This is a genomic window from Sorangium sp. So ce117 (genome assembly GCF_051524395.1).
In the GTDB taxonomy this organism is placed as follows: Bacteria; Myxococcota_A; Polyangia; order Polyangiales; family Polyangiaceae; genus Sorangium; species Sorangium cellulosum_B.
On the sequence record NZ_CP150309.1, the window covers coordinates 8,135,451 to 8,148,064 of the forward strand.

A 12,614-nucleotide genomic window follows, 5' to 3' on the forward strand; every position below is an offset into this window, starting at 1 on the left:
TCTAGTGCTGATCTCCCCACGTCTCCTGGTGCTGCGCCTGACGGCGATAGAGAGACGGATCGAAGTATTTGTCATAGAACTCCAGTTCCAGGTGCGAGAACTGCAGCCAGACGCCGGGCAAGTGCAAGGCATTGGTGTGCGCGGGAAAGCGGCCGTAGGTGTCGTAGATGTAGTTGCAGATCTCCTTCGCGTACGCCACGGCCTCGGGCTTGGGACGCCGGTTCGCCATTTTCAGGAACGCATCGCCGTACTCGGCCTTTTTGTAGGCGCGGTCGAAGATCGAGTTGTCGCCGTAGGTGCCGGCCGGGCCGTACTTCTCCTCGATGACCTGATCCACCGCGGCGTCCATCGACTTCACGTACGGCGGCGTCAGCGACTCGAGCACGCCGTCGATCCCGATCGGGTTGTCGAGCGGCGCCGGCAGCGGCGGCCACCGCCGCCAGGTCTTCGGCTTCTGCATCCGGAACTCGATCCCGAACTTTCCCTTCGCCGGGTCGCGCTCGAACAGGTACGGCGCCTCCACAGCGGCGTGGATCCAGGCGCCAAGCCCCATTCCCTGGGCGATCAGCATCAGGTTCTGCAGCTGGAAGAACGTCTCGTAGTCGGTGCGCAGCTCGCCCGCGTAGCCGATCGACACCGGGAACTCGGAGTTCAGCCAGTCGCCGCGGCCGCGCCTGGCGCCGCCGATGATCTGATACGGGATGTTCGGGACGACGCCGAGCCGGCTCGCGAGCCACGCGCCCCAGTCGAGCAGCGTCCGCGGACGGAAGCGCTGCCAGTCGTCCACGAACAGCGGACGTTGGCCATCCTCCTCGGATAAGAGGCTGATGATCACGTTGATGAACTGGCGCGTGAGGTCGACGATCGGCAGCAGGATCGTCGTCCCGGGACGATTGGAGATCTGGCGATTCCAGATGAAGTAGTACGGCCAGCGGCGCGGAAAATCGAGCCGCTCCTTGTAGAGCCGATGCTTCATCTTCGCGGCGGTTCCGATCCAGTCCGACTCGGACCAGTCTTCCCACCGCGGCGGTAGCCCCTTCAGCGACTCGAGCCCCTCGCGATTTCGCAGGTGCTTGACGAGGAACGTACCCTCGTCGTTGATCAGGAAGAACGACACGGCATGCGCGTTGTCAATGCTGCTGGCCGAGCGCGCGATGATGTTGATCAGCGGCGCCGAGAACCGCTCGCTCCCGTCGTCGTTCCTCGCCGGCACGTCGTGCATCGTCGTCGTCCCGGTCAACCCGGTGCAGACGATCAGCACGGCTTCCTCGACCGGCGAGAGCGGTGCCGGCTTGTTCTGGCTGGTGTAGCTGATCGGACCGGACTGGATCGACACGCCGCGCGCCACGCGCCGCGTGCGCCGCTCGAAGATGGCGGACATCAACGGATAGGTGAAAAGCTCGCGCAATCCCCGATGAGACGAGGCGCGGGTATCCCTCTGGTCGTGATCTGCGGCCATGATGCCCTCTCTGTTACGCTATGTCAGCGGCGATGCGCTCCGCGAGCACTGCGATCGTGCGCGAAGGATTCTCGGACCGTCGGCGTCGGTACGATGGCGCCGTCCGCGACGATTGGATTGGGGTAACCAGACGTCCACCCGAGGTGATCGACGATGTCAGTCTCGGGCGATGAGCCCATGACGCAGCCGCCGAGCGGATGCAGGGTCCGGAGGTCCTTCAACGGCCTCCACAGTGAATTCGGCAGCGACCGCCCGCCAGTCCTTTCGGTCAGGCTCTTGTGCATCGCCTGCGTGGCGTCGAAGATACCCTCGGAATTCTCGACGGGCCACTTCAAGTCGAATGTTGATTCGATTGGCGCGCGCCTGGACATCGAAATGCCCGGAAGCAACAGGACGGAGAACACCGCAGAGCTGGCCCTGGCCACATTGCACGTCAGAACGACATCGCTGTTCGACGCTTCGAAAGGGTTGGTGTTGTTGGCGACCAGGTTATGCGTGACCCGGACGTTCTCGAACGTCGCGACCCAGATGCCGCCATCGTTAGCGCCCGTGGCCTTGCTCAGCGCGACGAGCCCGACTACCCTGCTGCCTGCCTGAATGGCGCGCAAATCCCCTGGGCCTCGACAATGCCCTCGAGGGCTTCTGTCCACATTACGACAAGAACATGCCCGAGGCGGCTGACGCGCTGCTGGACGATACGTATGGGAAGGGCAGCCCCTACGACGGCGAAGTGCAGCGTCATTGACCGCCAGCATAGCCCTCGGCATACCCGCCCGCCTTCAACCCAAGAGGGAATTACTGATGTCAACCGTCTCCTCCATCGTATCGTCTCGAATCGCGGTGCCGAGGGCACCCCTGTTCGCCTGGCTCGTCCCCGGGGTGTTCGACACGGAGCTTCACACCGTGCTGCGCGCGGGGTACGGCTTTCCCGGCGCAGAGTGGACCTCCGGCACCACTGGACCGTGGGATGTGCCTGGTTCGTACCGGACAATCCACCTGACGGACGGCAGCACCGTACGCGAAGAGGTGGTAGCTGCCGATGCGCCAGACTATTTCTCGTACGCAGTAACCAACTTCACGAATCCCATCCTCCGCTGGCTAGTGAAGGAGGCGCGAGGGCAATGGTGGTTCACGGACGACGGCGCCGGCACCAAAGTGAAATGGCTTTATGAGTTCGAGGGCACGTCCGCCCTGGCGACGCTCCTCCTCACTCCCGCGATCAAGGTCCTCTATAACTGGTACATGGTCGCGGGGGTGCAACGGATCAAGAAACGCGCTCAAAACGAGCTACGGGGGAAGTAATCATGAGCAGGTGGAATTTCGACCTGAGTGCCTTGCGCGGGCCGCAAGGGATGAGCGACGAGGACCTCGCCTACTGCGGCTCCAGATATGCAGATGTCCGAGACGCCCTGTACGAGAATCCATATCGCAAAGGCCGAAGCGGCGAGGCCCCCGGCCCCCTGCCGATGTTCAAGTCGACCATCCGCAACGCGTGGTCAGGCGCCTTCTCTGCTCACGCCGATCTCATGAAGCAAGCCGCGGGGCGCGCGGTCGACTCGAGGGCGGACCTTCGCTGGGGACCCGACGGCAAGGGCTTCCGCAGGATAGTAGCGCCCAATGCCATCTGTCTCCTTGGAGTATGGGAGATCACGGAGGAGAGCCAGTACAGCGGCTACTTCAAGCAAGGCGCCAAGGGATTGATCATCGGACGATACTCATCGGATGGCAATGAGACGCGCCGTGGGCAACGACGCTCATTGAGCCTCGCCGGAAAGATTTATCCGACGATGGACCCGAACCACGCGGCTCCGCTCATTCCCGCCAGCTTCATGTCCCAGGAAGACCTTGGGGGCATGCACACCGACTTCATCAACGACGCGATGCTCCGAAACGCGCCCAACGTGACCGCATGCCGGCGCGGGATCTACCTCCTCATCCTGGCTCGCGCTGGTCTGGTCTTTACGCTCGTGGACAAGGTGCCGGACGCTCGCCAGCTCCATGAAATCGCCGAGCTCGGCAAGCCCGAGGGCGAGCGCACGAGGTGCCCCGAGCACATGCTGCTCAAGATGGCGCCTCGGCAGGCCCGGATACAGGGCAAAAACCTGGATTTCCGAGATGAGATTTACGCTCACATCTTCGAGCCGGGAGCCTCGGAGCCCACTGGCTCGATCGTGTTCGACATCAGCGTGTCCGACTGCGGCGTGAACATAGGCATACCGGGATTCCGGCGCGTGAAGGTCACCAACTGGCATCGTATCGGTCGGATTACGTTCACGGAGGCCGTCGCCTCATACAATGCCGATCATGTCGTGCATTTCCATCACCCGGGTTGGCGCACCAACCGGAACGACGCATCGACCGCCATCCGCTCGGGCGGGAGGCGGATCCGGTAGTCGTAACTCGCAACTCAGCGCGATCGACCCGGCGGAGCGCTCTGCATGACGAGCGACCGTAGAGCTGACGCACCGTCCAGGTGAAAGGCCCCTCGCGAGGAGCGTGCCTCATGGGTGTTCAATTCGACGTCATCGTTATCGGGAGCGGCTTCGGGGGCGCCATCACGGCGGCTCGGTTGGCAGAGGGAGGTGCCCGCGTTCTCGTCCTCGAACGGGGCAGGCGCTGGACCGCAAATCAGCACCCGCGCGGGCCGACCGACGCCTGGCTCTATCGGAAAAATTCCCCAGCGAAGCACAACGGCTGGCTCGACCTGCGCTTCTTCCCGCGCATGATCGTCGCGCAGGGCGCCGGAGTAGGAGGCGGATCCCTGTGTTACTCGGCTGTCCTCCTGGAGGCTCGACCCGAGCTGTTCGACGCCGGGTGGCCGCCGGAGATCACCTACAAGGAGCTGCGACCGTACTATGCGAAGGTACGGGACATGCTCAGCGTGCAGCCGATCCCGAGCCGACAGCTCACAGCGCGCGCGCGCCTGCTTCGGAAAGCGGCCGCGAAGCTCGGCCATGGCGACCGCTTCACCAGCGTGCCGCTGGGGATCACGTTCGACGAAGACTGGAATCATGGCCTCTACGACCCGCTCGGCCATCAGCATTCGAAGTCGTTCATCAATCAGCAGGGCGAGCGGCAGGGTACATGTGTCCATCTCGGCAACTGCGACATCGGCTGCGACGTTCGGGCGAAGAATACGCTCGACCTCAACTACATCCCTCTCGCGGAGCGCCACGGGGCCGAAGTGCGACCGTTGCACATCGCGCGCCGCATCGAGCCGGATGGCAGCGGCTACCGCGTGTCCTTCGATCGCGTCGACCGTGAGCGCCTGATTTCTGGCAGCGTGCGCGCGGAGATGGTCGTCCTGGCAGCGGGCTCGCTCGGCACCACGGAGCTCTTGCTGCGCTGCCGCGACGAGCACCGCACCCTGCCGAACATCAGCCGACGGCTCGGGAAACATTGGAGCCCGAACGCCAACTTCCTGACTCCTGCCTTTTACCCGGATGGCGACCAGGTGAAGCAGGGCATCGGCCCCACCATCACGTCAGGGCTGGAGTTCATGGACGGCAGCGTGAACGGGCAGCACTTTTACGTCCAAGACGACGGATTCCCGAATATGCTGTTAAACGCAATGCGCGCCACGCTGGCATCACCCGCGTTGCGGCCGTTGGCATGGCTGCTCGAGCGACAGCTCGCGCGCGGTCTAGACGAGGTGAATCCGACCCGCGACCTGATGCTCTGGTTGGGCCAGGGCATCGACGCCGCCGACGGCGAGCTGCGCCTGGGCCCTCGCTTCGCGAAGCCGTGGGAACAGGACATCGACCTCAAGTGGCGCGTCGACGAGTCGAGAGAGCTGGCCGACACGATCCTGGAGATGCATAGACGGCTGTCCGAGGCGACTGGCGGCCAGCTCTATGTGCCCCTGTTCTGGCGACTCGTCCGGGGCATGGTCTCGGTGCATCCGCTGGGAGGTTGTGGCATGGGCCGCAGCCGCACCGAGGGCGTGGTCGACCATGCGGGGAGGGTGTTCGGCTACAAGAACCTGGTCGTCGCGGATGGCGCGATTCTCCCCGGGGCCACCGGACGCAACCCTTCAATGACGATTGGCGCCCTGAGCGAGCGCATTGCCGCTTTGATGCTGCGCGATCCAGGCGCCGGCGCGGAGCGCTGAAGCTGGCTGCGGAGTGAAGGCAGCTGCTCCGACTACCCCGCGCGCGACGACCAGAAGACGTGAGGCGCCGCACACCCGCGGCCGCCAGGGTGGGAGCCGCCGCGGCCGTGCGCCGCGCTGACGATGGGCGGTCGTTCCGGATCAGCGCAGGCGCCCGCGGTCCACGGGCACGCGACTGGGCACCCGGAGCGGAACAGGCGGCGCCCCGGGGGGCTCGGAGGCGACGAGCCCGGCGAAGGGCGGCGGCCCCGAGACATAGGGAGATGGATAGAAGACCGACATGACCTCCTCCATCATCCTGATGTAATCGCCGTCGTAACGGCTGAGCTCGTAGCAACCCAGCGGGTTCTCCGTCACGTTCAGGAGACACTTGTTGCAATAGGTGCAAGGCCTGGGCGCGGCGTCGAGGCCGCGCTCGAACATCCTGACGAGATCGTTGTTGGCGATGAGCGGCCTGGCGATGCTGACCGCGTCGGCAGCCCCGCCGCGGATGACATCGGCGATGACCGAGGCCGTCTGGAAGCCGCCGGTGACGATGACCGGGACCTTCACGTGGCGCTTGATGATCCGCGCGTCCTCGGTGTTGATGCCCTCGACCTTGGCGCCCGCCCGGCGGAACCAGAAGTAGCGAAACAGCGGGCGCAGGAGCCGGTACCGGAACAGGAGGTAGTTGCGCCCGGTGTGGACGCCGCTCGACAGGAGCCCGTCATACCACCGGCGGGCCTCGTCCATCGGAAAGTCGCCCGCTGGGTTGCGCGGATGGGGGAACATGCTCCCGGACGAGACGTGGATGGCATCGACCCCCGCCTCCTCGAGCATCTGGCAGATCGCGACGGAGTCCTCGATCGTATTCCCTTTCTTCTCGAAGGGCACGACGTCGTTGTAGTCGTTCGCGCTGATCTTGGCCTGCACGTGGAAGTCGTCGCCCACCGCGCCGCGGATCGCCCGGATGATCTCGACGAGGAACCGCGCCCGGTTCTCGACCGACCCTCCGTACTCGTCCTTCCGATCGTTGATGCCGGAGCTCAGGAACTGGTGGATGAGGTAGCCGTTCGCGCTGTGCGTCTCCACCCCGTCGAGCCCCGCCGCCTTCGCGCGCCTCGCCCCGTCGGCGAAGCACTGGACCGTGTACTTGATCTCCTCCCTCGTCATGGACCGGCAGAGAAACCCGTGGAACGGCTCGGTCTCGCTGGTCGAGCTCTGCGCCCGGAACGCGAGGTTCTCGACGCCGCCGATGTCCTGCTGACGGCCCGAGTGGCTCAGCTGGAGGATGTACCTGCAATCGTGGCGGTGGATCCGCTCGCCCAGCGCAGCCCAGAAGGGGATCGTCCCATCGTGGTTGATCATGGCGTAGTTCGGGAGGATTCGGCCGCGGGTGTGGACCGGCACGAACGACGAGATGATCGCTCCGACCCCACCGGCGGCGAATTTCTCTTCCCAGTTGATCCGGACATAGGTCCCGGAACCGTCGTAGTTGTCGAAGCGGCCCGAGATGCTCGATCGGAATATGCGGTTCTTGACGGTGATTTTGGGGAGCTTGAGCTCACGGAAGATGACGTCACCCGCGCCCCCTCGACCTGCGGGCTCGCCGGCCTTTTGGGCGGTTTTCTCACAATATCTCCTGGGCATAGGCTCTCCAGTGGACGGTCGCAATCGTCCAGACTCTTGGACACCAGCGCAAGACTGGAGCGCCCTTGCGCGCCCCGCCGGGCCAAGTAGATATAGCCGCCGGAGGGGCACATGCCATCTCACGCGCTCCGGGGCGGCACGCAGAGGATGATTCCTGATTTGTCGTCCGCTGATGCCCTGGTCTATAATCTCGGTTACCTCGTTCCGTATCTACTGCAGGGCGTCTTCACCGACCGGCGGCCGTGGGTGCACTTCTGGCTCGCGGTCCACCGCGATCCCGGGGCCGTCGGTTTCCTGGGGCGGATGCGGGACAAGCATCGGAGCGGCATCTTTTGGGTCCGCCTGGGTCTCCGCAGATCGCTCATCGTCCTCGATCGTGAGGACGTTCACCGGGTGCTCGAGCTTTCCCCCGACGTCTATCAGGGCGGGAGCTTCAAGCGCGAGGGGATGCGGCTCTTCCAGCCGAACGCCGTCACCATCTCGCGCGGCGAGGCGTGGCGGGAGCGGCGCTGGTTCAACGAAGTCGTGCTCGACTTCCACCGTTCAAAGCACCGTTACGCGGAGCAGTTCATCTCGGTCGTTCGAGACGAAGTCGCGATCGCGGCCCGCCCGGGCGGCTCGCTGTGCTCCTGGGATGGTTACGATCGTCTCTTCGAGACGATCACACGGAGGATCGTCTTCGGCGCTGCCGCGCGGGACGACGCGGAGGTGACCGGCCTGCTCAAGCGGATGCTGCGCGAAGCCAACCAGCTGATCAAGCCGAGGCGCTCGAGGTACTATGACCGCTTTTATGCCCGCGTCCAAGCCTACCTCGACGCCGCCGAGCCGGGCAGCCTGGCCGCGCTCTGCGGACAGGTGCCTGCGACAGAGCTGACCAAGGTCGAGAACCAGGTCCCGCACTGGCTGTTCGCGATGTGGCAGACGCTGGGCACGAACGTGGTCCGGGCGCTGGCCTTGATCGCCGCACACCCCGACGCCGAGCGCGAGGTGCGACGCGAGATGGCCGCGGTCGATCTCGCCACCGCCGAGGGGATCGACCGGCTCGCGTACCTCGAAGGATGCGTGCAAGAGGCCATGCGGCTCTGGCCGACGACGCCGCTGCTCTTCCGCGAGACGACGACCGCCGATGTCCTCGGAGGCGTCGAGATCCCCGCGAGGACGCCGGTCCTGATCCCGAACGGCTTCAACCACCGGGATCGCGAGCGGGTCGCCACGGCCGACACGTTCTCTCCGCGTTCGTGGATCGACGGCGCAGAGCACCCGCTGTTCCATCACCTGGGCGGCGGAGCCCAGGTGTGCGCGGGAAGACCCCTCGCCCTGTTCCTCGCCAAGGCGGTCCTCGCGGCGCTGCTCAGCGGCCGCCGCTTCCGCCTCGTCCGGCCGGACCTGCGGCGGTCACAGCGCGTTCCTTACACGTTCAACCATTTCCGGGTCCGCTTCGATGTCTCACCGGACGAGACCCGGAGTGACCGCTGACACCGTGCAAAGGATCCCTATGAAACGCCGGCTCATGACGCGCGCCTTCGAGGGCGCATTCTCGCTGCTCAACAGGCTCGTCCCGTGGCACCGCCTGCCGCCCAGCCTCGGCACGCTCAACCTCCTGGCCTACAGGAACAAGCTCCGGCGGGAGAACCTCCACGATACGAACGACGCCCCGCAGGGCAAATCGGAGCGCACAGCCGCGCCGCCTCGCCCTGAGGCGCTGATCCAGCGGACGCCCGACGGCTCCTACAACGATCTCGACAAGCCAGCCATGGGCTGCACCGGGACGCGGTTCGGCCGGAACGTGCCGCTCAAGTACACGTACCCGGAGCCGGAAGACAAGATCATGGAGCCGAGCCCGAGGATCGTCAGCAGCCGGCTGCTCGCTCGGCGAGAGTTCGTCCCGGCGACATCGCTGAACCTGCTCGCGGCGGCGTGGATCCAGCTGATGACGCGCGACTGGTTCAACCACGGCACGCCGGTGAAAGGCGACGAGCTCCGCGTCCCGCTCGACAAGGAGCGCGGCGACGACTGGTACGAGGATCCGATGCTGATCCGGCGGACGCCGCCGGACAACACGCGGCTGCCGGACACGGCGGATCGCCCGCCGACGTACCTCAACCACAGCTCGCACTGGTGGGACGCTTCGATGTTCTACGGCTCGAGCGAGGAGGAGCTCGCGAAGCTGATCGACGACAGGGACGGGGCCGAAGGCAAGCTGAAGCTGGACCTCGTCGAGGGCCATCTGATCGGATCCATCCCCGCGCAGATGCGGAAGCTGGCGGAGGTGTCCAATCAGTGGTGGATCGGCCTCAGCCTCATTCACACGTTGTTCGTGAAGGAGCACAACGCCATCGTGGATCACCTCCGGCGGCACTACCCGGAGTGGAGCGCGGCTCGCCTCTTCCACACCGCCCGCCTCGTCAACGTGGCGCTGATCGCCAAGATCCACACCGTCGAATGGACGACCGCCATCCTGGGGCACCCCACGCTGGACATCGCCATGAACGCGAACTGGTGGGGTTTCGCGGGCGAACGCCTCACGCGCGCCCTCGGCCGCGGGCGCCCCGTCGGCCCCCGGCGCGGCAGCGAGGTGTTGAACGGCATCATCGGCTCCCAGAAGGTGCACCACACGGCGCCCTACGCGATGACCGAGGAGTTCGTCTCGGTCTATCGGATGCATCCGCTGATGCCCGACGCGATCCAGCTGTTCCGCGCCGGCACCGGCGGCCTGGAGCGGAGCGTCGCGCTGCCCGACGTCTCCGGTCAGCAAACGGTGTCCGCCTTCAACGGCGATCTGTCGATGACCGACCTCCTCTACTCGTTCGGCATCGCCCACCCGGGCGCGGTGGTCCTGCACAATTACCCCGCTTTCCTTCGCAACCTCCAGCGCGACGACCAGTCCAGGATCGACCTCGCGGCGATCGACGTGATGCGCGACCGCGAGCGCGGCGTGCCGCGGTACAACCAGTTCCGCCGCCTCCTGCACCTCGATCCGGTGAAGTCGTTCGAGGAGATCACGAGCAACAAGGAGTGGGCCCGCGAGCTTCGCGAGGTGTACGGCGACGTCGAGCGCGTCGACCTGATGGTCGGGATGTTCGCGGAGGATTTCCCGGCGGGCTTCGGGTTCAGCGACACGGCGTTCCGCGTCTTCATCCTGATGGCGTCGCGAAGGCTGAAGAGCGATCGGTTCTTCACGACGGACTACAACGAGAGCGTCTACAGCCGCGAGGGCCTCGACTGGATCGACAACAACACCATGTCGAGCGTCCTCCTGCGCCACAATCCCGATCTCGCGCCGATGCTTCGCCAGGTCGAGAACGCGTTCGCGCCCTGGGCGCGCGTCGATGCGCCGGGGGCGCCCGGCGCAGGGTCGAAATAGCGGAGCGACGGCCATGCCGGGGAGGGTATTCATGAAGACAGCTCAGCACGCGGGCGCGCCTTCTCACGAGGGCCGCCGGAGGTGGCGTCGCCTCCAGTACGGGATCGCGGGTGCAGCCTCCCTCCTCGGGGTGGCTCTCCTCCTCTCCTATCGGTACTCGCCGAACCGCCCGGTGGAGTACGAGGCGATCGAGGATCACTTCAAATATGGCTCGATCGGCGGCGACACCGAGAGCGGCTTGCCGCTGCGCGTGGTGGAGATCCTCCCCCGGTTGTTCCGCGAGCACATGCCCCCGGGGCCGCCGGACTACACGGCGTTCGGCTTCATCCAGGAGCCGGGCCACGTGATGCCGATCGGGTTCTCCGTGCGCAGGCGGGGGATCGACCTGGTCGGCCTCAACTGCGCGGTGTGCCACGTCGGCTCCGTGCGGGCGGCTCCGGACGCTGCCCCCGTCCGCTACCTCGCGATGCCGGCCAACACGGTCGACCTGGAGGCGTACTTCGACTTTCTCTCGCGGTGCGCCGAGGACCCCCGGTTCACGCCGGACCGCGTGCTCGCGGAGCTGGAGAAGGACGGCGCGCTGTTCCCGATCGAGCGCTCCCTCTATCGCACGGCCGTCGAGCGGATGAAGGCGGGCCTCGCCTTCCGGCAGCGGACGTTGGCCGGCTTCAGGTTCCCGGACCACCCCCGCTTCGGGCCGGGCCGCGTCGACACGTTCAATCCCTACAAGTCGGGCCCGTTTGCCGCCTATTACCAGGATGGCATTCCCGACGAGGAGCGGATCGGCACCGTCGATTTCCCTTCCGTGTGGAACCAGAAGATGCGCGAGGGCATGCACCTGCACTGGGACGGGAACAACACCTCGGTCAGCGAGCGCAACGTGAGCGCCGCGTTCGGCGCCGGCGCCACCCGTGAGGACGTGGATCTACCGAGGATCATGCGCATCAAGCTGTGGCTCGACCAGCTGCCGGCGTCGGCATTCCCCTTCGAGGGCAGCGCCGACCGGGCCATGCTCCAGCGCGGAGAGGCGTTGTTCGAAGGGCGGTGCGCGAGCTGCCACGCGCCCTCCGGGGCGTACGTGGGGGAGGTCGTGCCGATCGAGGAGATCGGCACCGACGAGCACCGATTGAACTCTTACACGACAAAGCTCCAGCAGATCCAGCGCGCCTACGGGGAGGGCTACGACTGGGAGTTCAAGCACTTCCGGAAGACCAACGGCTACGCCAACCAGCCGCTCGACGGCGTCTGGGCGAGGGCGCCCTACCTGCACAACGGCTCTGTCCCGACGCTGTGGGACCTGCTCACGCCGGCCGAGCGCCGGCCCACACGCTTCTACCGGGGCCACGAGGTGTACGACCCCGCCCGGGTCGGTTTCCGGACGGATATCCGCGAGATCGAGGGCAGGCCGGCGTTCCTGTTCGATACGCGGCTCCCCGGCAACAGCAACAAAGGGCACACCGGAGAGCGCTACGGGACGGAGCTGAGCGACGGCGACAAGTCGGCGCTGATCGAATACCTCAAGACGCTTTAGGCCGCCGCCACCCCGGGGGGACACCACCATGACATCGCGAATCGACAACCGTTATGCGAAGGCCTTCCAGGCCGTCGTCGCGCTCGGCATCCTCATCAACGTCGCCATGGCCATTCCATCCATCATCTCGCCGCGGTGGACGCTCGCTGCGCTGTCGTTGCCGCCGATCCTGTCGTTCAAGGCGGATGTGTGGATGCGCTACGCCGGCGCGCTGCTCCTCGCCCTCTCGATCATGTACGTCCCGGCCGCCGTGAACCCGTCTCGCCACCGCTTCAACGCCTCCGTCGCGGTGATCGCGCAGCTCGGCTTCGGGCTGTTCTGGTTCTGGCTGGTGACGTTCGCCGACTACCAAGCGGCCTACCTCGGGCTCGCCTATGTCGGCGGCTCGCTCGGCGCAATCCAGGCGCTCCTCTACGTCGCGTTCCTGCGTCGAGAGTACCTTCGGCCAGGAACGCACGCGCCGGGAGCGGGGTGAGCAGCCCGAGTCCGGCGCCCGGATTGCACGGAGAGAAGGCTCGGG

At 65.9% G+C, this 12,614-nt stretch carries 10 protein-coding genes; 7 read left to right on the forward strand and 3 right to left on the reverse strand.

Features of this window, described 5'->3' with window-relative positions; translation table 11 throughout:
- Nucleotide 1: 1 nt before the first annotated feature.
- Both WMF46_RS30285 and WMF46_RS30290 read right to left on the reverse strand, forming a co-directional pair.
- The gene (locus tag WMF46_RS30285; RefSeq protein ID WP_437980386.1) at nucleotides 2-1,381 is read right to left on the reverse strand and encodes a hypothetical protein; all 1,380 of its coding nucleotides are present in this window, start codon (nucleotides 1,379-1,381) and stop codon (nucleotides 2-4) included.
- A gap of 101 nt (nucleotides 1,382-1,482) precedes the next feature.
- Entirely contained in the window at nucleotides 1,483-2,067 is a 585-nt protein-coding gene (locus WMF46_RS30290) for a GMC oxidoreductase (protein WP_437980387.1), read from the reverse strand.
- Nucleotides 2,068-2,260: 193 nt separating this feature from the next.
- On the opposite strand from WMF46_RS30290, the gene WMF46_RS30295 reads away from it, so the two are divergent.
- From WMF46_RS30295 to WMF46_RS30305, 3 genes are all read left to right on the forward strand, one after another.
- Complete coding sequence (locus tag WMF46_RS30295) at nucleotides 2,261-2,761, forward strand: SRPBCC family protein (protein ID WP_437980388.1); 501 nt, start codon at nucleotides 2,261-2,263, stop codon at nucleotides 2,759-2,761.
- Nucleotides 2,762-2,763: 2 nt separating this feature from the next.
- Nucleotides 2,764-3,852, forward strand: coding sequence for a hypothetical protein (locus WMF46_RS30300; protein ID WP_437980389.1), 1,089 nt, complete (start codon nucleotides 2,764-2,766; stop codon nucleotides 3,850-3,852).
- A gap of 110 nt (nucleotides 3,853-3,962) precedes the next feature.
- Nucleotides 3,963-5,570, forward strand: coding sequence for a GMC oxidoreductase (locus WMF46_RS30305; protein WP_437980390.1), 1,608 nt, complete (start codon nucleotides 3,963-3,965; stop codon nucleotides 5,568-5,570).
- Between the two features lie 141 nt (nucleotides 5,571-5,711).
- On the opposite strand, the gene WMF46_RS30310 is transcribed toward WMF46_RS30305, so the two are convergent.
- Nucleotides 5,712-7,199, reverse strand: a complete 1,488-nt coding sequence (locus WMF46_RS30310) for an NADH:flavin oxidoreductase (protein WP_437980391.1) — start codon at nucleotides 7,197-7,199, stop codon at nucleotides 5,712-5,714.
- A gap of 159 nt (nucleotides 7,200-7,358) precedes the next feature.
- On the opposite strand from WMF46_RS30310, the gene WMF46_RS30315 reads away from it, so the two are divergent.
- The 4 genes from WMF46_RS30315 to WMF46_RS30330 are packed head-to-tail and all read left to right on the forward strand — an operon-like array spanning nucleotide 7,359 to nucleotide 12,569.
- Nucleotides 7,359-8,675 (forward strand): cytochrome P450, encoded by a 1,317-nt coding sequence (locus WMF46_RS30315; RefSeq protein WP_437980392.1) that lies wholly within the window; start codon nucleotides 7,359-7,361, stop codon nucleotides 8,673-8,675.
- Nucleotides 8,676-8,694: 19 nt separating this feature from the next.
- The gene (locus WMF46_RS30320) at nucleotides 8,695-10,563 is read left to right on the forward strand and encodes a peroxidase family protein (RefSeq protein ID WP_437980393.1); all 1,869 of its coding nucleotides are present in this window, start codon (nucleotides 8,695-8,697) and stop codon (nucleotides 10,561-10,563) included.
- Nucleotides 10,564-10,594: 31 nt separating this feature from the next.
- Nucleotides 10,595-12,094 carry a cytochrome c gene (locus tag WMF46_RS30325; protein ID WP_437980394.1) on the forward strand — a complete coding sequence of 500 codons (1,500 nt, stop codon included), beginning with the start codon at nucleotides 10,595-10,597 and terminating at the stop codon, nucleotides 12,092-12,094.
- A gap of 28 nt (nucleotides 12,095-12,122) precedes the next feature.
- Entirely contained in the window at nucleotides 12,123-12,569 is a 447-nt protein-coding gene (locus tag WMF46_RS30330; protein WP_437980395.1) for a hypothetical protein, read from the forward strand.
- The last annotated feature ends 45 nt before the right edge of the window (nucleotides 12,570-12,614 follow it).